The 21,224-nt window shown below is 71.6% G+C and carries 21 protein-coding genes; 6 read left to right on the top strand and 15 right to left on the bottom strand.

Annotation, left to right across the window (positions count from 1 at the left end; all coding sequences use genetic code 11):
• Positions 1–246 precede the first annotated feature (246 nt).
• From AB0389_RS15605 to AB0389_RS15615, 3 genes are read left to right on the top strand one after another with little or no spacing between them, the layout of a single operon-like run.
• Positions 247–867, top strand: a complete 621-nt coding sequence (locus AB0389_RS15605) for a Mu transposase C-terminal domain-containing protein (RefSeq protein ID WP_366395921.1) — start codon at positions 247–249, stop codon at positions 865–867.
• Positions 864–1,916: an ATP-binding protein gene (locus AB0389_RS15610; protein WP_366395922.1), complete on the top strand. Its 1,053-nt coding sequence runs from the start codon at positions 864–866 to the stop codon at positions 1,914–1,916. Before AB0389_RS15605 ends, AB0389_RS15610 begins: the two co-directional genes overlap by 4 nt.
• Before the next feature lie 3 nt (positions 1,917–1,919).
• The gene (locus tag AB0389_RS15615; protein WP_366395923.1) at positions 1,920–2,900 is read left to right on the top strand and encodes a TniQ family protein; all 981 of its coding nucleotides are present in this window, start codon (positions 1,920–1,922) and stop codon (positions 2,898–2,900) included.
• Positions 2,901–3,086: 186 nt separating this feature from the next.
• Here the strand turns inward: AB0389_RS15615 and AB0389_RS15620 are convergent, their stop codons facing one another.
• From AB0389_RS15620 to AB0389_RS15630, 3 genes are read right to left on the bottom strand one after another with little or no spacing between them, the layout of a single operon-like run.
• On the bottom strand, positions 3,087–5,561 hold the full coding sequence (locus tag AB0389_RS15620) for a DUF6493 family protein (protein ID WP_366395924.1): 2,475 nt from the start codon (positions 5,559–5,561) through the stop codon (positions 3,087–3,089).
• Positions 5,558–5,788 (bottom strand): hypothetical protein, encoded by a 231-nt coding sequence (locus tag AB0389_RS15625; RefSeq protein ID WP_366395925.1) that lies wholly within the window; start codon positions 5,786–5,788, stop codon positions 5,558–5,560. The genes AB0389_RS15620 and AB0389_RS15625 overlap by 4 nt, the downstream gene beginning before the upstream one ends.
• Positions 5,785–7,197: an SWIM zinc finger family protein gene (locus tag AB0389_RS15630; RefSeq protein ID WP_366396068.1), complete on the bottom strand. Its 1,413-nt coding sequence runs from the start codon at positions 7,195–7,197 to the stop codon at positions 5,785–5,787. The genes AB0389_RS15625 and AB0389_RS15630 overlap by 4 nt, the downstream gene beginning before the upstream one ends.
• 85 nt (positions 7,198–7,282) lie before the next feature.
• Between AB0389_RS15630 and AB0389_RS15635 the strand changes: the two genes are divergently transcribed.
• Positions 7,283–7,807: an ATP-binding protein gene (locus AB0389_RS15635; protein WP_366395926.1), complete on the top strand. Its 525-nt coding sequence runs from the start codon at positions 7,283–7,285 to the stop codon at positions 7,805–7,807.
• Positions 7,808–7,918: 111 nt separating this feature from the next.
• Here AB0389_RS15635 and AB0389_RS15640 read toward each other — a convergent pair whose 3' ends face one another.
• From AB0389_RS15640 to AB0389_RS15665, 6 genes are all read right to left on the bottom strand, one after another.
• Entirely contained in the window at positions 7,919–8,503 is a 585-nt protein-coding gene (locus AB0389_RS15640; protein WP_366395927.1) for a DUF4240 domain-containing protein, read from the bottom strand.
• 54 nt (positions 8,504–8,557) lie between these two features.
• Positions 8,558–10,804, bottom strand: coding sequence for an ATP-binding domain-containing protein (locus AB0389_RS15645; protein ID WP_366395928.1), 2,247 nt, complete (start codon positions 10,802–10,804; stop codon positions 8,558–8,560).
• Positions 10,805–10,868: 64 nt separating this feature from the next.
• On the bottom strand, positions 10,869–11,561 hold the full coding sequence (locus tag AB0389_RS15650; RefSeq protein ID WP_366395929.1) for a TetR family transcriptional regulator: 693 nt from the start codon (positions 11,559–11,561) through the stop codon (positions 10,869–10,871).
• 99 nt (positions 11,562–11,660) lie between these two features.
• Positions 11,661–12,902, bottom strand: a complete 1,242-nt coding sequence (locus tag AB0389_RS15655) for a GNAT family N-acetyltransferase (protein ID WP_366395930.1) — start codon at positions 12,900–12,902, stop codon at positions 11,661–11,663.
• 107 nt (positions 12,903–13,009) lie between these two features.
• Entirely contained in the window at positions 13,010–13,990 is a 981-nt protein-coding gene (locus AB0389_RS15660; RefSeq protein WP_366395931.1) for an asparaginase, read from the bottom strand.
• A gap of 159 nt (positions 13,991–14,149) precedes the next feature.
• Positions 14,150–14,755 carry an ABC transporter substrate-binding protein gene (locus AB0389_RS15665; RefSeq protein ID WP_366396069.1) on the bottom strand — a complete coding sequence of 202 codons (606 nt, stop codon included), beginning with the start codon at positions 14,753–14,755 and terminating at the stop codon, positions 14,150–14,152.
• Positions 14,756–15,028: 273 nt separating this feature from the next.
• Here AB0389_RS15665 and dtd point away from each other — a divergent pair, with 273 nt between their 5' ends.
• Positions 15,029–15,466 (top strand): D-aminoacyl-tRNA deacylase, encoded by a 438-nt coding sequence (dtd, locus tag AB0389_RS15670; RefSeq protein WP_366395932.1) that lies wholly within the window; start codon positions 15,029–15,031, stop codon positions 15,464–15,466.
• 28 nt (positions 15,467–15,494) lie between these two features.
• Here dtd and AB0389_RS15675 read toward each other — a convergent pair whose 3' ends face one another.
• The 6 genes from AB0389_RS15675 to AB0389_RS15700 all read right to left on the bottom strand — a co-directional run bounded on the left by AB0389_RS15675 (position 15,495) and on the right by AB0389_RS15700 (position 20,689).
• Complete coding sequence (locus AB0389_RS15675; protein ID WP_366395933.1) at positions 15,495–16,508, bottom strand: folate-binding protein; 1,014 nt, start codon at positions 16,506–16,508, stop codon at positions 15,495–15,497.
• A 60-nt stretch (positions 16,509–16,568) separates the two neighbouring features.
• Entirely contained in the window at positions 16,569–17,075 is a 507-nt protein-coding gene (locus AB0389_RS15680; protein WP_366395934.1) for a transcriptional repressor, read from the bottom strand.
• A 128-nt stretch (positions 17,076–17,203) separates the two neighbouring features.
• Positions 17,204–17,776, bottom strand: coding sequence for an FABP family protein (locus tag AB0389_RS15685; protein ID WP_366395935.1), 573 nt, complete (start codon positions 17,774–17,776; stop codon positions 17,204–17,206).
• A 371-nt stretch (positions 17,777–18,147) separates the two neighbouring features.
• Positions 18,148–19,044, bottom strand: a complete 897-nt coding sequence (locus AB0389_RS15690; RefSeq protein WP_366395936.1) for a hypothetical protein — start codon at positions 19,042–19,044, stop codon at positions 18,148–18,150.
• Positions 19,041–19,850, bottom strand: a complete 810-nt coding sequence (locus AB0389_RS15695) for a hypothetical protein (protein WP_366395937.1) — start codon at positions 19,848–19,850, stop codon at positions 19,041–19,043. The genes AB0389_RS15690 and AB0389_RS15695 overlap by 4 nt, the downstream gene beginning before the upstream one ends.
• On the bottom strand, positions 19,847–20,689 hold the full coding sequence (locus AB0389_RS15700) for a hypothetical protein (RefSeq protein ID WP_366395938.1): 843 nt from the start codon (positions 20,687–20,689) through the stop codon (positions 19,847–19,849). The genes AB0389_RS15695 and AB0389_RS15700 overlap by 4 nt, the downstream gene beginning before the upstream one ends.
• 114 nt (positions 20,690–20,803) lie before the next feature.
• On the opposite strand from AB0389_RS15700, the gene AB0389_RS15705 reads away from it, so the two are divergent.
• Positions 20,804–21,172, top strand: coding sequence for a DsrE family protein (locus AB0389_RS15705; protein WP_366395939.1), 369 nt, complete (start codon positions 20,804–20,806; stop codon positions 21,170–21,172).
• Positions 21,173–21,224 lie beyond the last annotated feature (52 nt).

Consider the following 21,224-nt stretch of genomic DNA (forward strand, 5'->3'; position numbering starts at 1 on the left):
CTGGCCACCCTCGACGATCTCACCGACCTCACCGCACACCTCGGAATTCCCAACCCAGAGATCAAGACGACGAGTTATTGATCAGCAGGCCCTTACACGGGCTCGAACGTCACTCGTCGCGGGGCCCGGGTCGAGGCGGCCTGGGCACTCGCGGAGCTGGACGACTTGCTCCAGGAGTGGATCGTGGCCTGCTGGCAGCAGCGGCCTCACGAAGGGCTGCGCAGTCCATTCCTTCAGGGGCGTCCAATGTCTCCCAACGACGCGTACGCCCTGCTGGTCTCCCGCACCGGCTACCTGCCGATGCCGCTGAGCGGCCTCGACTACTTGGAACTGCTGCCAGCACTCTGGCGTTCGGTCAATGACTACGGCATCCGCATCGACCACCGCACCTACAACTGCCCCGGACTGAACCCGCTACGGCGCCGCTCCTCGGGAGTGACCGCCAAAGGTGGGCTTTGGGAAGTCCACTACGACCCCTACGACCTGTCCCAGGTCTGGGTACGCGACGCACGCACCGGAGAGTGGATCACTGTTCCGTGGACACACCGGCACCTGGTCTCCGCGCCGTTTGCGGATTTCACCTGGCGCCGAGCCCGGGACCTGCTCGCGACGCGGGGCCGGGACGACACCGACCAGGCCGCCGTGGCCGCCGCAGTCGACCAGTTGCTGACCCGGGCGGAAAGCGGCCCGGACCGCCGGACCGCCGCCCGCACCCGGGCTGCGCTAGAGCCCGCTCGGCTTGCCCCCGCGCTGCCGCAGACACCGGATTTGGAAGACGTCGAGGGCGAGACCACCCTCCTGGAACAGCCGTCGAACGTCATTCCCTTCGGAGTCTTCGACGCCTTCACTGACGGGAGCCGCCTGTGAGTCAGGCGCCGCCACAGGACATCGCCAACCCACAGGCGCCGCTGACCACGAAGGAAGGCTGGCGGGCGTTCGTTGACGAAAATCCCGAGCCTCCACCGTCCCTCCCACCCGGAACAGTCCTGGACGAGGGCGAACTGGGGTCCTACAAGGAAACGCGGATCGACTACCACACACGATCGGTCATCGTGAACACCCCCACGATCCGCGGCGTCGTCACCACCGGCCGCAAACGCATCGTGCTCAACCGGCACCAGGTCTCCGCCCGCCGCGGCCTGATCGTGTCCGGATCGGCTGGCACCGGCAAGACCACAGCAATCACCCAGCTGGGCAAGAATGTTGAACAGATCACCCGGCGCCGCAATCCCGCTGCTGTTGGCGGACTGCCCGTCGTCTTCGTCACCGTTCCCCCGGCCGCCACCCCGAAAATGCTCGCAGGCGAGTTCGCCCGATTCCTCGGTGTCCCGCTGGAGCACCGCATGAGCCAGGTCCAGATCACCAACGCCGTCTGTGACCTGCTCGGCATGCTCGGCACCACGCTCGTCCTGGTCGACGAGATCCACAACCTCGACCTGACGACCCGACACGGAGCCGAGGCATCCGACCAGCTGAAGTACCTCTCGGAACGGATCGCGGCCACCTTCGTGCTTGCTGGTCTCGACGTCGAGACCAGCAGCCTGTTCCAGGGCACACGCGGGCAACAGATCGCCGGCCGCTACACGGTCATCCCCTCCCGGCCCTTCGCCCACAAGAACCGCGCGGACAAGGAGCACTGGCAGGCCCTGGTGGCGACCATGGAAGACTCCCTGCAACTACACGCTCATCGCCCCGGCACCTTGGTCGCCACGACCGATTACCTCCACGAACGCACCGGCGGACTGATCGGCAGCCTTTCCCAACTCATCCGAGAAGCCGCGGTCGACGCCATCGACACCGGCACAGAAAAGATCACCAAGCGCATGCTCGATGAGATCGAGCTCGACCACGCCGTCCAGCAGCCCCAGCCCGATCGCCGCCGCGCCAAGCGCGCCCGCAGGCCGAAGGCAGCCTGAGCGGTGGAGCCCTGGGAAACCCCGGTTCGACGCCTTCCGCTTCCTCTGCCGCCGGTCCACGGGGAGGTCTTCGGCTGGTATCTGCACCGCCTTGCCGCCGCCAACCAAGTGACGGCGGGCCAACTGGCGAAAACTCTGACACCGTTCAAAAACGCGCAGGTCGGCAAGCGGACGGACACACTGTGGCGCTGGACTCCGATGGTTCTGCCACGGCTGGCCATCCTGACGGGACTTACGCCCGAGACCCTTCGGATGTTGCTACCGGCGATCGCCCGGGTTGAGGCGCGCACCGCAGGTGACGTAGTCCGCTACCGTCGGCGTCTCTACGTCGCCTGCTCACACTGCATGCATCGCCGCGGGATCACCAGGCCCGTTCTCGCCCATCGCCCCGCCGATCTCCAGCTCTGCCGCCGACACGGCATCTGGGTAGACGGTAACCGCCACTACCGTGTCGGCCATCTCCCAGAGCTCGTTACCGCTGAGCACCGACACCGACGGATCGCTCGCCGTTTCCCCGACACCTTGGAAGCAGGGACGAAGGAAGCGCAGCACCTGGTCCGCTCCTGGCTCCTGAACAAGAACCAACCTCATCTGCTCTCACGCTGGAACGACCGCCTCGCCCAGCTCCCTCCCAAGGAAGCCATCTACGGGAACATCATCAGGCGACGCGTCGACGAGCGGGAGTACATCGCCACCTACCCAGAGTTCGTCACGCTGCTGGGCATGGTGGCCGATCCCGCTTGGCGGGCCCTACGGGCACCTCGCCGATGGACGAACCTCAGCCAGCACCGGCGCACCATCGACGCCGTCTACACAGAGGCCGAGCACCGGCTGAACGTCCCCACTCTCCGCGAAAAGCTCCGTGCCCACGCCTTCTCCAACGACGCCCTCTTTCGCTGGACCGACTCCCTGGGACGATCACTGATGCTGGTGACGACACCGGACGACTACGACGCCCTACGGGATGAGTCCCACCAGAACTGAAAAAAACACCAGGCCACGGCCGTGCCGTCCGACAGAACAAATGGGACCGTCCCAGCTCGCGCTCAAGCAGGCGCAACACCGTGCAGATCCACTGGGCCGCCCGGCTTCGAACCCGTCCCAGCAGAACTGACAAGGCCCAGCTCAGAGACACCTCCTCGATCCAGATCTTTGGGAACGGACAGCCCGTCAGCCCAGCAGGTCGCGGAGCAGTCTCGCGTTCTTCACCGCCTGGCTCGATCCGGTGCGCGCGGCGGCCGTCGTGACCTGGGGGATCTCGCCCTTCGCCGCGCAGCGTGAGGCACAGTCGACGCCGAGGGCGAGGAGGGCTCCGGTGCTGCTCCGGGCTGTGGGATCGCGGAGCAGGCGGGGGAGGGCGATTTCGAGCAGGGACCAGATGGTGGCGTACGCGCCGGTCTCGGCCGCCGTGCGGAGGGAGGCGATCACCCGGTTCGCCCCGGTCGCGCGCAGCATCTCGGCCAGCCGCTGTCCGAGCAGTTCGGTGTTGAGCCGGCCCCGCGCGGCGAGCACGAGCAGCGCGTCCACCGCCGCGTCTCGTTCGTCCTGCCGGTCGTACGCGAGGGTCTCCGCCAGTGCCATGTGCAGCGCGCGGCCCGCCGGGCCGCCGGACTCCGCGGCGTACGGCAGGGCGCGGGCCCAGCCCCGCGCCCTGTCGTAGTGGAACCTGAAGTAGTCGCGGGCCAGCACGATATCGCTGTGGCGGGGCAACTGGGCGAGCCAGAAGGGGAGCATCGGGCCGGCGTACCCACCGCTGCGCGGGTACGGCCCGATCAGGGCCTCGGCGGCCGGGAGGAGCGGGGGGCAGGGGGACGTCTCGGGGCGTATGTGGCGTTCTTCCCAGTCCGACGGTGTGGCGTCCCACTGCGGCAGACCGCCCTCGCGCAGCCACTGGGCCAGCCGCTGCCCGGCGTCCGACCCGAGCCGCCCTGCCGCGTCCCGTATCTCCTCGTCCGCGGTCGGGGTGGTACGCAGCAGCGCCTGGGCCAGGTCCACGGGCGCGGGCGTGACGCCGAGCGCGTCGAGTTCCGAGATCCGCCGTACGAGTACGGCGGCGTCCAGCGCGCCGGTGGCATCCGTCGGTACGGCCAGCAGAAACGGCTGCGCGCCGGCCTCGATGATGGTGACCGCCTCGGCCAGGCGCGCCCTCAGCAGTTCCCCGGCCGGGGAGTACTTTCCGTACCCGAGGCGGCCCGTGGGGCTGAACTCCCTCGGCTCGTCGCCCCGCAGCGCCGCGGCCACGTCGTACACGTCGGAGTGGGCGCAGTCGAACACCGAGCGGGGTTTTCTGCGCATAGCCGGCTTCAGCGACCGGGCCAGCGCGGCCCGGTCGAGGTGGGCGTGGCGGACCAGCCCGTCCAGGACGCGCTCGAACGCCACGACGTCCCTGTCGTTCGCGATGACCGCCGCGAACTCCTCGGCGACCTCGACGGCCGTCCCGATCGGGTCCGGCACCGGGCGCGGTTCGGGTACGGGGGGCAGCGTGTCGGCGTACGGCTCGGTGAGCGGATCCGGTGCGGTGCCGAGGAGTTCGGCGGCGCGGGCCGTGAGGCCGGGGTTGATCCGTACGGCGGCCGTGCGCAGCTCCGGCAGTACGGCGTCGCCCGCGGCCCCCAGGTGCCGGGCGACCACGTCGAGGGCGCGCTCCTGTATGCCGACGTCCCGGTGGTCGAAGGCCAGGGCCGCGTCGAGCACGGTCAGGGCGGCGCGCGCGGGGTCCTTGCGGGCCGCCCGGTCGAGCCGGGTCAGCTGGGCGCGGACCAGCTTCTTCTCCGGGCGGAGCAGGAGGCGTTCGCACATCTCGGTACGCACGTCGGGCTCCAGCAGCCCGGCCTCGTCCACGCCGTTCAGGATCTCCTGGCCGTAGGCGGCCACCGGCGACGACAGGTCGAGCAGCGCCACATGGTCCCTGGCGTACGGCGCGTTCTCGGCCGGGGTGGGGGCGAGCGCCCGCAGGTAGTCGAGCACCGGTGCGGTCTCCCTGCGCCCTTCGTCCTGGAGCAGCACCGCGCGCAGGGGTTCGGCGAGTGCGGTGCGTTCGCGGGCCACCGAGGCGTGTTCCTCCGGGGTGAGGGCGAGCACCGTCATCATGACCGCGATGTCCGGCCCCTCCTCCTCGCCCCTCAGGCTCGCGAAGACGTGCCGGATCAGCGCGGCGCGGTCGATCAGGCCCTCGGCGGAGAAGCTGACGAACACGCCCAGTTCGGTGTCCTCCCACACGTGCCGCAGGCCGCCCCGCTTCATCCAGCGGTCGAGAAACAGAATGCTGAGGTGGATTCCCCGCTCCACGACCAGCGGGAGGAACGTCGGTGTCAGGTCGTCCGCGCGCAGCCGTTCCAGGGCGGTCGCGCCGGGCCCCGGCCCGCCGCTCAGGTGCGCGGGGTGCTTCGAGTACGAACTCCCCACGCGGCTGTCCAGCCAGCCCCCGACGTACCCGTCGGAGATCGGGACGGGGCAGCCCGTTTGATGGACGAGGTGGGCGATGATGTAGTAATTCTCACCGAACCGGACCCCGAGGAACGTCATCAGCTCGTCGAGCCGCGCGGCCAGTTCGGCCCGCCAGGCGACGGGGTGGAGGTCCAGTACGTCGACGATCCAGACACCGCGGAAGGGCAGGCCGATCGGCCCTTTGTCGTTCTCGGTCACGAGCCAGTCGGCAACGGCCTCGGGGTGGTACGGCAGCCGAGTTCGGCGGCGAGCTGGGCGGCCCGCTCGTCCTCGGGCCGCCAGATCCACTCGTCCTCGAGCGTCGCGCGCCGGGCCGTGAGGGCGTCGGCCTGTGCCGCGCGTTCGTCCGGTGTGAGGGCGCCGAGTTCCTTGATGACTCCCTCGACATCGCAGGCTTCCGCGAGGTGGATCAGGTTCGTCTTCATCGTGCTGTCTCCGATGTTGTCTCTGGTGCCCTGTGCGCTGTCGCGTGCGTGTCGGACGTCGTGTCGCGGGCCATGCTCACCGCGAGCACGTGCTTGCAGGGGCCGCGTCCGCCCCGGTACTTCGCCCACCAGAAGCAGGTACAGCTCAACTGCCCCGACGCGTCGTCGGTACGGACCACATGCGCGTCCTCGCCCTTCCCGACCCGGGCCAGCGGTCCTTCGAGCCGCACCGCACCGTCCGCGACGAGCGCCCGCGCGCCGCGCAGCCGGGGGTTGCGTGTCTCCGCGGCGCCCGCGCGGTACGGCAGGTGACGGTGGAAGTACGACTCCTCGGCGAGGTCGTAGCCGATCTGGCCGGACGTGCCCAGCATGGTCAGCGCGGCGCGCACCCGGCCGGCCTCCAGCCCGGTCTGCGCCGACAGCTCGGCGACATCGATCCTCGGCTCCCAGGCCAGCAGCTCCGCGATCTGTTCCGCGCCCGCCGCCGCCTGTCCTGTGGCGAGGTCGTGGAGCACTCCGCCCTCGCCGGAGAACCCGCGCGAGGCGCTCTGCGAGAGCATCAACGTCAGCCGCATGCAGGGGAGTTCGACCTCCCAGGCCACAGCGGCGGATCCGTCCGCGGCGGCCTCGGTCGGCGCGTACACCCGTACGGTCGTCGCGTGCCGCAGGACCGTCTGGAGGGTCAGCAGCCGCTCCGGCCCCGGCAGGCACACGGCGCCCGGCACCGGTCTGGTCGTGGGACGCAGGGTGCGGCCCGTGGGCACCACCCAGCGGGTCGAGCGGGCCTGGGACTGGCGGGTGGCCCTCGGCAGCGCCCGCAGCAGCGCGGCTGCCTCCGCCGCTGGCACCTCGGCCCGAAGGGCGAAGTCCGCCGCGAGCACCTGGGCCTCGGCGAAACCGCGCAACCAGCGCTCCGGCAGCGGGACCTTCTTCTCCACGAACTCACCGTCGAAGGTGCGGACCGCCAACTCCTCGGGCCCAATGGCCAGATGGAGCGGGTCGAGCCCGCCGAGCCCGGCCAGCGCCCGCCGCAGCGGCGGGTTGACATCCACGTTCGTGGTGCCGTGCCCGACCTCACCGCCGTCGAGGCCGGGCGCCAGCACGTCGAGCCGGGCGTAGACCCCGCAGCAGCCGGAGAAGGACTCCATACGCAGCCGGTCACCGTCGGCTGTCACCACCGGGTCGAGCGAGGCCGTGATGCTCGGCCGGTAGTAGCGGGCGGCGGCCACGTCGGCGACCGCGAGCAGCGCCGTCGCCGCGGCGGCCGGCTCGGTCAGGAACCCGCTGAAGAAACGGGGGTTGGCCGCCTCTCCGGCCGGTGTGGCGCCGCCGGAGGTCTCCAGCGCGAGACTGCGTCCGGCCGCGGAATCGCGCACGGCCGATGACCGCAAGTACGAATAGGACTGCATGAGTTGGGTCACGCGCACACGCTACGACCAGGCACTGACATCGGCCCGCCGAGAGCGACGCCCGCGCAGCGGTAGCGTGGAACCCATGATCGTATGGCTCAACGGCACCCACGGCGCCGGCAAGACGACGACCAGCGCACTCGTCCAGCAGCTGATCCCGGACTCCCGGGTGTTCGACGCCGAGAAGGTCGGCGAGACGCTCATGGACATCAAGCCGGGGCTGCCCTGGACGGGCAACTTCCAGCACTGGCCGCCATGGCGCCCGCTCGTGGTCGAGACCGCCCGCCACGTACTCGACTACACCGGCGGCATCCTGATCATGCCCATGACCGTCCTGGTCGAGCAGTACTGGCGCGAGATCGTCGCGGGCCTCGCCCAACACGCCATTCCCGTACGGCACTTCGTCCTCCACGCCGACCAGGACACCCTCCGCGGGCGTATCGCGGGCGACACTGTTCTCGGCCCCGACTCCCCGTTCCGCCTCCGATACCTGGAGCCCTACGCCGAGGCCGCCCGCACCTGGCTGCACGCCGAGGCCGAGGTCATCGACACCACGCACCTCACGCCCGCCGAGGCCGCCCAGCGGATCGCGGAGGCCGTCAAGGGCTGAGGAGCCGCTGCCCGCCCACCGCGGGAATCGCGCCCTCTCGCACCGCGTCCCCTCGCGCCACGTCTCCTCGCGCCACGCCTCCTCGCACCGCGTCCCCTCGCGCCACGTCCCTCATGCCGCCTCTCCCTCCAGCGGGAACATCGCGCTCAGCCGCGGCAGCCGTCGCTCAGCCTCCGCCTTGTCCCGCACCTCCCACGCCTCGCCGGTCGGCTCCGGGCTGCACGACATATCGATGCCCGCCGCCACCAACGCCGCTTCCAGACCGTCCGTCTCGCCCGTCACGGCGTCGAACGCCTCGGCCGCGACGTAGTCCAGGCACTCCCACTCGGGCACATCGCCGTCGTCCCACTCGCTCAGGGGGATGTCCGCCAGCCGGCGCACCTCCGGGATCTCCGCGAGCGCGTCCGGCTCGGCCGCGACCTTCGTCAGCACGGCGCGGCCGAGGCCGACCACCCAGAACTGGAAGTACCAGAAGCTGTCGTCGGAGCACCAGCCGTCGCATATCAGCTCGGCGGCCGACCACATCTCCCATGTGTCGACCTTGGCCCGCGCCCGGTCCAGGCACGTCCAGAAACCTATGATCTCCGCCGGCGTACGCGACACGAGCTGGTCACGCAGCAGGTCGAGTCGGCGGTCGGGGTCGTCGCTCCGCCGCCGCGCGTCCTCAATCAGGGCCCAGAAGTCTTCGTCATTCATGCTTCGGACTATGGCACGGGGGTCTGACATCGGGCCGGGTGGCGAGGGCGGCCCTCAGCCCGTCAGCTCCGCCGGCAGCGGCAGGCTGTGGACGATGTCCAGCCGCGACACCGCGCGCGTGAGCGCCACATACAGCCTCCGCCGCCCCCGCCCGTGCGCCTCGGCCGCCACGATGGCCGCCGGTTCGACGAGGACGACGTGGTCGTACTCCAGGCCCTTCGCCGCCGTCGCGGGCAGTACGGTCACCCGCCCGCCCGGCGGTGTCGCCCCGGCGGCGGCCAGGGCCGTACGGAGGCCGGGCACCGCCGCCGTGTCGGCGATGACGCCGATCGAGCCCTCGCGCGCCAGCGCCTCCCGTACGGCGACGGTCACGGCGTTGGTCACGGCGACAGTCACGGAGGCGGTCATGGAGGCGGTCATGGAGGCGGTCACGGCGGCCGTCGCCTCCCCCGCCATGCCACCGTCGGCGCGCCGTACCGTCAACTCGCCCTCCCCGCGCAGCGAACGGGCCGGCGGTACGTCCACGTCGAGCGAGCCGAGCAGCCGGTTGGCGAGCCGTACCACCGCGCCCGGGACCCGGTAGACGATGGTCAGCGGGATCACGGCCGCGTCCGGCTTCCCCAGATGGCCGAGGAGTTCGGGCCAGGAGCGGGCGGCCCACGGGGTGGTGCCCTGGGCTAGATCGCCCAGCACCGTCAGCGAGCCGAAGTCCGCGCGGCGCGCGATCGCCCGGCACTCCATCGGGGAGAGATCCTGCGCCTCGTCGATGACGATATGGCCGTAGCCGCCGGGGCGTTCGATGAGCCCGGCGAGTTCGTCGAGGAGTACGAGATCAGCCGCTGACCAGCGAAGTGGTCGCCCACGTGGGCCGGTGCGCGCCCCGTTCCCGGGAACGTCGCGCCGGATCGACCGGCACTCCTCCTCCGTCAGCACACCGCCCGCCACCGCCCCAGGATCCGCCAGCACTCCCGCCAGCACCTCTTCCGGGCGTGCCACCGGCCAGACCGCGTCGACGTACGCGCCGACCGCCCGGGACCGTTCGATCCGCCGCGCCCACGCCGCCGGCTTCGGCCCGCCGCGCCGTTCCGCCTGGAGCCGCACCGCCCGTACGGCCCGGCTGCGCACGCGCTCGCGGCCGACGGCGTACGGGGGCGCCTCGGCCCGTACGGTGTCGACGATCGCGGCCAGCTCGTCGGCGCCCACCCGCCAGCGGTACGACCCGTCAGGCACGGTCAGCGGCTCGATCGGCGGCCCGGTGGGCGCCGCGACCTGTCCGTACAGCGCCCGGCGGCAGACCTCGGCCATGCGGACGTCGTGCTTGACGGTGGCGGCGGCCTCGGAGTCCTCCGTACCCACGGGATGGCGGGCGATCTCGTCGGCGACCGTCGACTGCCGGATGCCGGTCTCGCCGAGAGCGGGCAGGACCTCGGCGATATGGGCGAGGAAGGCGCGGTTGGGCCCGAGGATCAGCAGGCCGGCGCGGTGGACGCGCTGCGGGTAGGTGTAGAGGAGGTACGCGGCGCGGTGCAGCCCGACGGCTGTTTTGCCGGTGCCGGGGGCGCCCTGGACGCAGAGGGAACGGTCGAGCCCGGACCGTACGAGCGCGTCCTGCTCCGGCTGGATGGTGGCGGCGATGTCGCGCATCGGGCCGACGCGGGGGCGCTCGATCTCGTGCGTGAGGAGGCTCGCGCCGGCCGCCGGAGTCGCGCCGTTCACGGCGCCCGTTCCCGCCGTGAGGTGCTCGTCCTCCAGTCCGGTCAGATCCTCCGGCTCCCCCGCGCTCCCCGGCGCCCAGCCGAACCGGCGGCGGACCGCGACGCCCTGCGGATCGTGGGCGCTCGCCCGGTAGAACGCGCGCGAGACGGGTGCGCGCCAGTCGATGACGAGGGGCGGGGAGGCGGGGTGTTCGCTGATCCGGCGGCGGCCGATGTGGTAGCTCTGCCCGGCGTGATCACCAGCGCCGCAGTCGCCGTCGCCGTCGCCATCACCGTCGCCGTTGCCGTCGCCGCCGTCGCCGTCGGGGACGAAGTCGAGCCTGCCGAAGAACAGCGGGCTGTCGGGGTCGAGCCGCAACTCCTTGGCCCGGCTGCGCAGATGGCGGCCGAGCACTTCGGCGTCCGCGCCGGAGGCGAAGGCGTTCTCGCCGGTGCCGACCTGGTCCTGTGCGTCGGACGCCATGCCGGCCAGGGCGGCGCGGCAGGTCCGGTGGTAGGCGCGCTCACGGTCGAGTTCACGCGCGAGTTCACGGGCGAGGGCGTCGGCGCGGTCGGGATCGGGGCCTGCGGCAGGTTCGGGTGGCATCACTCGAAGCAGAGTAATGCGACCCAGTATCAAACATTACTCAGTAACGAAATAACGAAATCTCTCACCAGGCGCTGAGCCCCGTCCGCAGCCGCCCGAACGCCAGCTCCGCCTGCGCGACCGCCACCGGATACACCTCGGCGGCGCTCGCCCCCTCCTGGATCCGCCGCCAGTTCTCCTCCGCCAGGATGCGCTGCACGACGAGCACCTGCCCGGCCCCGAGCACGCCCTCGATCCCCCCGCCGAGCGCCGCCGCCAGCGCCTCCTCCGAGCGCCGCGTGTACTCGTGCAGCCTCGCGACCAGGCTCGGAGTCCCGTACAGCAGCCGGAGGTACGCGTACAGGGTGTCGTCGTCGGTGAGCCCGGTCACCGGGTCGCGCCGGTCGAGCCCGTCGACGAAGTGGCGGCAGAGCGCGTCGAGCGGGCGCACCCCGTCGGGGCGCCCCCGTACGACCCTGGCCGCCTCGTCCTCGTGGTCGGCGAACCGGTGGAGGGCGAGATCCTCCTTGGTTGGGAAGTAGCGGAAGAGCGTCGGCTTGGAGATCTCGGCCGCCGCCGCGACCTCCGCGACGGAGACGGCGTCGAACCCCTTGTCGAGGAAGAGCGCGATCGCCGCGTCGGAGATGTCCTGATACCGCTGCCGCTTCTTGCGCTCCCGCAGACCGGAGTCGGAGTCACTGCGCGCGGAGTCGCTGCCCGCGGAGTCGCTGCCCGCGGATCCACCGCCACCACCGGGCCGGCTGTCGTCGTCACTCATGCTGCCGAAGCCTACGCAGCGGCCGTCCCCCACCGCCCCGCCCCCGTCGGAGCAACGCCAGAACACGTTCAAAACCCGTCAGAACCCGTCAGAACGCGTTCAGAACACGTCCGGGCACCAAGGGCGCCTCGGGGTGCGGAACAGCGACTCCGCGACCGCCGCCGCGCGCGGGCGTTCCTCGCGTACCGTGCCCAGCGCCGCCAGCCGCAGCGCGGACTCGTCGCCCAGGTAGAGCGCGCCCAACTCCCGTACGTCCAGCGTGAGATCGGCGGACTCCGTGGTCGGTGCGCAGCTCGCGCCCGTCGGCGAGGCGTCCAGCCGGAAGCGGCCGGCGGCCGGCCCCGCCTTGTCCTGTACGTCGAGCACCAGCCCGGCCGTCACCGGGTACGTACGTGCCTCCAGCGCCCGGACGACGTCGAGCAGCCGCACCCACAGGAAGTCCGCCTGCGTCACGATCCTGGCCGCGCGCGGGTCGGGGAAGAACTGGGGCAGCAGGTCGTCAGGGGCGCGGTAGCCCGTCCGTACGGTCGTCACCCAGTCGATCGAGCACACGAACCGCCACAGCGCGCGCTCCGCCGCCGGGTGCAGAGCGATCATCTGGCGCACCGACACCATGTTCAACGGCTGCTTGCCGTCGCCCCAGTTGGCGTCCGCGGTGTACGCCACCAGCCCCTCCGTCTCGCCGGACGGGGAGCGGTACACGGCCCAGAACGGCGATTCGAAGGGGGCGCGCTCCGGAACCCGTCCGGTCGATATCCGCCAGAAGCGGTCGTCCCGGGTCACCGCGCCGGGCTGCCTGGCGCGGAAGCGCTCGTACAGCGCGGGCCCGAACTCCGCCACGTCGGTGGCGTCGACGAGATCGATCCGGCCGCCGTCCTCCGGGCCGCGCCAGCGCGGGTCCAGGCCCGTGCGCGGCACGTCGATCTCCCACTCGGTGATCCAGGCTGCGGGGCCGAAGCCGTACCTGCCGTATATCGGGTACTCGGCGGCGATCAGCGTGGCGACGGCGTCACCGCGCTCCTTCGCCGCCGCCAGATCGGCGTCCATCATCCGGCCGAGCAGACCGCGTCTGCGGTGCGTCGGCGACACCGACACGTTCGACACGGCGTCGGCGGCCAGCCGGGCGCCGCCGACCACCGTCAGCTCCTGCGCGAAGGAACGGAACGTCGCCACGCAGCGCCCGCCGTCGAAGACACCCCGCGTACGGTCCAGGTCGATGTTGGCGAGCCGGCCGGCCAGCACCTCGTCCGCGAGGGGCGACGAGCGCAGGAAGCCGGTGTCGACGGCCCGCTGCCAGTCGGGGTACTCGGACGCGGCGACGGTGCGGACCTCAAGGCTCATGGTCAGCACGGTATGCGGCGGATACGGAACGCCGCATCCGAATATGCGCCGCATCCGAGCATGCGCGGGCCCCGGGATGCCGGGCCCCGTACGGCCGCCGCGTCCGCTCAGAACGCCGCCCGCACCGCCCCCACCACCTCGCCGCCCCCCAGCAGCGGCGCCCGGCCGATCCGGGACAGCACCTCGGCCTCCACGCCCAGCAGCTGGAGCGCCCGCGCCAGCACCGGCCCCAGCGCCCGCGCCCCGCCGTCCTCGATCTTGAAGGCCAGCGCGCGGCCGTCCGCCAGCGCCACCGCCTGTACGGCCTCCGCGCCCATCTTCGAGAGCGTGCCTGGCACCTCCCGCATCAGCCAGGTGTCCGAACGCCGCGTCCCCGCGACGTACTCGGGGTGCGCGCGCATCGCGTCCGCCACCCGCCGCTCGGGCGTCCCGGGCGCGGCGCGTACGAAGTGACGGAAGGAGCGGGCGAGACCGGTGAGGCTCAGCGCCATCAGCGGGGCACCGCAGCCGTCCGTACCGACCACCGGGACCCGCTCCCCCGCCGTCGCCTCGACGACACTCAGGACGAGCTTCTGCAACGGATGGTCCGGGTCCAGATAGCTCTCCCGGGGCCAGCCGTTGCGGTCGCAGGCCGCCAGCATCGCCGTGTGCTTGCCGGAGCAGTTCATGGTGATCCGCTCCCGTACCCCGCCCGCCGCGAGATACGCCTCCGCCTCGACCGGGTCCAGCGGCAGGTCCGGCGGGGCCTGGAGATCGTCGGCGGTCAGCCCATGCTCGGCGAGCATCGTCCGGACGAGGTCGAGGTGGAACGGCTCGCCCGAGTGGCTCGCCGCCGCCAACGCCAGCCGCTCGTCCGCCAGTTCGAGCCCCGCCCGCAGTACGGCCGCCGCCTGCATCGGCTTGTTGCTGGAGCGCGGGAAGACCGGCGCCTCGGGGTCGCCCAGCTCCAGCTCCACCCGGCCGTCCGCCGAGAGCAGCACCAGCGACCCACGGTGCCGGCCCTCCACGAAGCCGGACCGTACGACCTCCGCGAGCACCGGCGGCTCGACGGCGGCGGCGGGCGGTATCGCGTATGTGCTGGAGGTCATCGTCGGCCTTCCGATGCGGGGTGCTGGGGACGGGGTCCGGGCGTGCGGGTGCGGGCGGGCGGGTGCTGGCGCGGGCGGGCGGGTGCTGGCGCGGGCGGGCGGGTGCTGGCGTGCGGGCGCGGCTGGGGGCGGCTCCGGAGCTTCGGTGCGGGCGCGGCCCTACCTGAGCAGGTCGTCCACCCGCGCTTCGCCTTCACGGTACCTGCGCGCGATCTCCGCGCTGCAATCGTCGGCCGTACGCTGCAATTGATGGCGCCGGCGCGACAACTGCCTCTCGTTTCCGACCAGTCGGCCCATGGCTGCCCGCAACTCGTCGTCCGTACGCGCCTCCAGGTCCGACAGCTCCACCTCCGCGAGCGTCTCGGCGGCCAGCGTACGGAACTCCTCGCCGCGCGGCGTGGAGAGCGTCACGTGGCGGGCGGACGAGCGGTGCCGCGACGGAGTGTCCGCCAGAATCTCGGACAGCCGGTCGACCACCGGCGTCTCGGGGGCGGTACGGCGCGCCAACTCGGCCCGCAGGATGTCGATCCGGCCCTGGAACAGCCGGCGCAGATAGCTCAGATCGGCCTCGTCGCGCTGCGACTCCCGGCACAGCGCGCGCAGCTCGGGCAGGCGCAGCACCCGGAAGTCGTACGGCTTGGGCGCGGGCAGCGCGCCCTCGCCTCCGACCGGACCGATCGCGGGGCCGCCGACCGGCCCGACCACCGAACCGATCACCGGACCGGCCACCGGGCCGGCCACCGGGCCGATCACCGGGCCGATCACCGGGCCGCCGCCGGAGACTCCGCCCGGGTCGTGGCCCCCCGTGCCGGCCGTCGTACGGGTCCTCGGTACGGGACCGGGCGGTCGGCCGGGCGGTCGGCCGGACGGCTGTCCGGACGGTTGTCCGGGCAACTGGCCGGACGGCTGCCCGGGCAGCTGTCCGGCGCCAGATGTGCTCATCACGCGTACTTCCCCTCGCTCCCGTGCATCGTGCCATTCCCGCCACCGCCCATGGGGGCACTCTGCACCCGTTCGGCCCCGGATAGGTTGGTTCGTATGCGAGCAGTGGTGCAGAGAGTGGACGGCGCGAGCGTCGTCGTCGAGACGGAGTCGGGGCCGGAGACCGTCGGCCGGATCACCGGCGAGGGCCTGTGTGTGCTGGTGGGAGTCACCCACGAGGACACCCCGGAGCAGGCGGAGCGGCTCGCCCGCAAGCTCTGGTCGATACGGATACTGGAGGGCGAGAAGTCCTGTTCGGAGGTGAACGCCCCGCTCCTGGTAATTTCGCAGTTCACTCTCTACGGGGACGCGCGCAAGGGCCGCCGCCCCACCTGGAACGCCGCGGCGCCGGGCGCGGTTGCCGAACCGCTGGTGGACGAGGTGGTGGCGCAGCTGCGGAAACTGGGGGCGACGGTGGAGACGGGCCGGTTCGGAGCGGACATGCGCGTCTCGCTCACGAATCACGGCCCGTTCACGGTGGTGCTGGACATGTAGCCGTGAGCCGCGCAAGCGCGGCCTGCGCCTACGGCTCCACGACCACTTCCTGGGCCGCCGCCGTGTCCCCCGCCATCAGTTGCGCGTCCAGCGGCACATTGCGCTTGATCAGGGCCAGCGCGATCGGTCCCAGCTCGTGGTGGCGCCCGGAGGACGTGATGAAGCCGAGCTGCCGCCCCTCCGCGCCGTCCGCCGCGAGCCGCAGCGGGGTGCCGTGGCCGGGGAGGTGGACATCGCTGCCGTCCAGGTGCAGGAAGACCAGCCGGCGCGGCGGCTTTCCCAGGTTCTGGACGCGGGCCACCGTCTCCTGGCCCCGGTAGCAGCCCTTCTCCAGGTGGACCGCGCCGCCGATCCAGCCCAGCTCGTGCGGGATGGTCCTGTGGTCGGTCTCGAAGCCGAGGCGCGGCCGGTGGCCCTCGATGCGCAGCGCCTCGTACGCGAGGATGCCGATCGCGGGGCCGTGCGCGGCGGCGTAGGCCGCCAGGTCGGCCCGGGGCAGGAAGACGTCCCTGCCGTACGGGACCTCCCGTACGGCCGCGCCCTCGGGGACGTCCGCGATGGAGCCCGCCGGGAGATGGACGACGGCGAAGTCGTCCGTACGGTCCGCGACCTCGACCCGGTAGAAGAACTTCATCGACTCCAGATACGCGACGAGCGCCTCCCGCGTCCCCGGCTCGACGTGCGCCCAGACGGTCGTGCCGTCGTCCACGAGGTACAGCGCGTGTTCGATGTGGCCGTTCGCGGAGAGGACCAGCGCCTCGGTGGCCTGTCCGGCGGGCAGCGCGCTGACGTGCTGGGTGAGCAGCAGATGCAGCCAGCTCAGCCGGTCGTCGCCGGTGACGGTGATGACGCCCCGGTGGGAGAGGTCGACGAGGCCGGTGCCGGCGGCGAGAGCGCGCTGTTCGCGGAAGAGATCACCGTAGTGCGCGGCGACCCCCTCGTCCTGCCCGTCGGCGGCGACGGCGCCGGGGAGGGAGAGGAGGGGGCTGGGGGCGGCGGGCGTGGGGCCGGTCGTGGAACCGGTCGCTGAATGAGGCTGCATGCTGTTCAGCGTACGACCGGCGGGGACGCGGCGACCGGCTACGACCGGCTCGGCGGCCGGCTACGACCCGGAACCGGCGCTGTCGCCCGGCGCGCCCTTGTCTCCCTTGCCGCCCGTGGCGGCCTTCGCGGCCTTCGCCGCCTTCGCCGCCTTCGCCGCGCAGTCCCGGCAGCGGCCGAAGATCGCGAAGTGCTTCATGTCCGTCGTGAAACCGAAGTCCTCGCGCAGCTTCGCCGTGAACTCCGCCGCGACCGCGGTGTCCGCCTCGATCACTTCCGTACAGTCCCGGCAGACGAGGTGTATGTGGTGGTGCCGGTCCGCCAGGTGGTACGTCGGCGCGCCGTGCCCGAGGTGGGCGTGCGAGACGAGGCCCAGCTCCTCCAGCAGCTCCAGCGTGCGGTAGACAGTGGAGATGTTCACCCCGGAGGCGGTCTTCCGCACCTCGCAGAGGATGTCGTCGGGTGTCGCGTGTTCGAGGGTGTCGACGGCTTCGAGGACAAGCTGGCGCTGCGGGGTCAGCCGGTAGCCGCGCTGCCGCAGATCGCTCTTCCAGTCGGTGGTCACCACGGACCCAGTGTAGGCAGGCGGCGTGGCACGGCGAACCGTGCCGACAGACCCGTCCGCGCTTACGTACCCGCTTCCGGCACCCGCTTCCGTACCCGCTTCTGGTACCCGCTTTCGGTACCCCTTGCGTCCTACTTGAAGAACGCGATCCCGTCGTCCGGAAGATCCCCGAGGTCCTTCGCCCACGCGGCGACCTGGTCCGGCGTGACGATCTTCTTCAGGTGCGCCGACATGTACGGGCGCAGCGGGACCTCGGGGGTCGCCTTCTCGCCCACCCACATCAGGTCGCTGTTGACGTACCCGTACAGCCGCTTGCCCCCGCTGTAAGGACCGGAGGCCGCCGTACGCGCCACCGCGTCCGTCACGAGGTCGATCTGCGGCTTCGTCGCGCCCAGGTCGCCGTACCAGATCTCCACCACGCCCTGGTCCCTGACCATCACGATCTCGACCTTGCGGTCCTTGTCCACGCGCCAGTAGCCGGACTCGGACTCGATCGGCCGGACCTTGTTGCCCTCGTCGTCGAGCGCCCAGGTGTGCGAGGCGTATTCGAGGAAGTCCCGGCCGTCGTGGCTGAAGCTGACTTCCTGGCCGAAGTTGGCCTTCTCGTCACCGGGGAAGTCGAAGACGCCGACGCCCTGCCAGTCGCCGAGGAGGAAGGCGAGGGGGACAAGGTCCGGGTGCAGGTCGGACGGGATCTCGATCATGGGAGCAGCTCAGGCGATCTGTAGGTGGTGGAGGGGGGAGGCGACGACGTCGGGGACTGTGGCCGGTGCTACCGCTGGCCCTGGTACAGCTTCTTCACGGCCAGCCCGGTGAAGGCGAGCACGCCGACGCAGACGAGGATCAGCAGAGTAGTGAAGAAAGCCTCAAGCACGGGGTGCTCCTCGGGTGAACGGTACGAGCGGTACGGGCGGTACAGGCGGTACGGGCAAGACCAGAGCCGCCGGTACGGACGGCAAGAGCCGGGCCCCAGCCTAATGGGTGGGGGCCCGGCCCTCTCGGCGAGGTACGCCGGGCGGGGCAGCGGTGACACCCGGCCCCGCGGCCCCGACCCCGCGGCCCCGGCCGAGCAACCTCAGCCGAGCAGCTGGTTCTGGAGGATCACCGTCTGGTGGAAGGGCACGGCCGGGGTGCCGCCCTTCTTCTCGTGCGTGATCACCGCGACCATGTCCCCGGCCAGCACATACGCCTGCCGCAGCTGGGTCGCCCCGTAGGGCTCGGGCTCCCGGAAGACGTACGCCGTGGTGTTCAGTACGGCCTCGGCCCCGCCGTCGGGCCACCCCGGGTCCTGCTCGGTGTCCTCCCCCGCGGTCACCGGGCCGCCGTAGAGCTGCTCGATGATCTCCTCGTGCACGAAGGAGTACGCGTGCCCGACCGAGGGGAAGCGCACCAGGTGGATCCGTGACGCGGTGCCGTCCGGCATGGTCCAGCCGCGCGCCGAGACCTGCCGTACGCCGTGGTCCCGCAGCACATCGCCCAGTTCGGTACGGCGTTCGACGTCGAACTCGGCCAGCAGCCGGGCCACGCCGACCCGGCCCCCGGTGAGCTTCTTGTCGGGGATCGCGCCCGCGGGCGCGGGGAGCAGCAGGTCGCTCTCGTCGGCGTAGTGGATCTGCGCCATGTTGCCCTCGGTGTACGGGCGCGGTGCGCCGGCGGGCAGCGCGGGCAGCGTCAGCCGCGGGTAGTCCCAGCGGCCGTCGCTCCGGGTGGAGAGCCCGGGGACGTCGCCGCGCTCCATGGAGGTGACGCCGTACGCGACTCCCCCACCGAGCCCGGCGAACACGGCGACGGCGACCGTCCAGCGGGCGACGGCCCGCAGGACGCGCCGGGGCGGCGCGGGGGCGGGCGGCGCAGGTGCGGCTTCCGTAACGACTTCCGAGACGACTTCCGGGACGGCTTCCGGGACGGCTTCCGGCGGGGCTTCCGGCGGGGCTTCTGCCGTGGCCGAGGTGGTGACGGGCTGCTCGCTCATACGTATCTCCCCGGCGATTCGAGATGGTCCAGTTGCCGCCGCATCAGCTTGGCGACCTCCCCCGCGTCGAGGTCATCGGTCTTGCCCTCCGCCATCATGCTCACGACCACGTCGTCCACGTACCCGGTGCACATCATCGACCGGAGCCCCGGCACGATGTCGTCCGACGCCCGGGGCTGCCGGAAACAGGCGGCCTTGAACTCCTTGCCGAAGGACGGCCCCTCCCGCATGTCCGCCTGCCGTGCCGCCACCGCGAAGGCCTCGTGCCAGTCGCGGGCCGCGCCCGCCTTGGTGTGGGTGCTCACATTCACTTCGACGGTGAGACTGCCGCGGTCCGCGCTGTACGAACGCATAGCCCTCCCACTGACGCCGATCCCGCTGAACAGGTCCTCCAGGCGGTCGCGGTCCAGCACACCATTCCCCGCCGCCCTGGTCACGAACATCCGCTTCAACTGCTCGGCGGTCAGCTCACCGTCATTGCTCATCCCCTCGATATCGGGGCCGAGCCGGTAGTCGGACGGAACGGGCAGCAGCTTCCTGGTCAGTTCGGTGTCGGTACGCCCCTTGCCGACGGGCCCGGCGGGGTCCTTGCCCGGCTTGGGGTCGCTCTTCTCCCTGACGGCGGCCGTGACGTCGCGGTCGGCGCCGTCGACCGTGGTCTTGATGAACACGAGGCCGCCGGCGACGGCCCCGACCACGAGCACGGCGGGCACGACGGTCCCGAGGAGCCGCCGGGCGCGCGACGGGACACCGGGGGCGCTCGGAACATCGCCGGGAACGTCGTCGGGGACGTCATTGGTCGTCACAGGCGCTCCAACTGTCGCTCGGTCAGCTTCCTGATGTCGCGCTCCGCGATGGGCCGGGTGTCGAAGATATAGACCTGCACCTTCACGTCACCCCGGCCCGCGTACCCCAGGGCGTGATAGCCCGGCAGAAAGCCGGGCTTCTGGACGGGCTCGAAGAGGTAGTAGCCGCCTCGGACGCTGCCCGAGACCGGGCCACTGCTCATCTCGTCCGTATAGTCGCGGGACGTCTCCGCGTCGACGTCGTCCAGTACGGGGGTGGACTCGCCCGGCCGGAACTGGGCCAGCACCACGTCCACCTGCCGGTTCTCACCCTCCAGCCAGGACGTTGCGGCGATCCGGCGCACATCGTTGGCGATCAACCAGCCGAAGGCGTGATCCGGGGAAGAAAAGTACTGAGCATACGACGCCACGGACATCCAGCCGTCGCTGATCACCTCCGGCGAGTGGTCACGGCTCCCCGCCGGCCGGCCGATCAACCGTTTCCGCAGGTCGCGGACCACCCCCGGCGGCTCGACGGCCGCCTTGGCGCCAGCGGCGTCGCCGGCACCGCCACTCGCCGCGAGGGGCTTCGCCGGGTACGGCACTCCGCCCGGCTGGGCGAGCACCGGCAGGGGTGTGGGCTCACGGTCGGCCTGGATCGCGTACCCCGTGGCCGTGCCCGCGACGATGCCGAGGACGGCGGCGGTGGCGACGATCAGGGCCGTCCGGCCGCGTCTTCGGGCGCGCGGTGCGGGCGGTACGGCGGGTTGATGCTCCACTGCCGGATCCGCCTCCGGATCCTTCCCGGACTCGGCCTCCGGCTCCCGCTCCGCCACCGGATCCGTCTCCGTGGTGTCCAAGTGCGCTTCCCCCCAAGGGTGCTGACTCTCCGAAGCGCGGGTTCCGTTTCCCGCGCACCCACCTGACCAGCGACGCAGCCGCGCGGTTGTACGCCTGCGGATTACGATTCGGCCATGTCCTCCGCGAAGAAGCTCGTCATCAAAGTCACCGCCGGCGCCGACGCCCCCGAGCGCTGTTCCCAGGCCTTCACCGTCGCGGCCGTCGCCGTGGCCAGCGGGGTGGAGGTGTCGTTCTGGCTGACGGGTGAGTCGGCGTGGTTCGCGGTGCCGGGGCGGGCGGCGGAGTTCGAGCTGCCGCACGCCGCGCCGCTGCCCGATCTCGTCGAGTCGATCCTCGCGGGCGGGCGGATCACGCTGTGCACGCAGTGCGCGGCCCGGCGCGGGATCGAGGAGAAGGACGTGCTGGAGGGCGTACGGATCGCCGGGGCCCAGGTCTTCGTCAGCGAGATCATGGCGGACGGCGTCCAGGCGCTCGTCTACTGACAATACTGACAACGCGGCCCCTTGACCTCAAGCAAGGTTCCGGTTCTAGCGT

Source organism: Streptomyces sp. NPDC093109 (assembly GCF_040701725.1).
Lineage (GTDB): Bacteria > Actinomycetota > Actinomycetes > Streptomycetales > Streptomycetaceae > Streptomyces.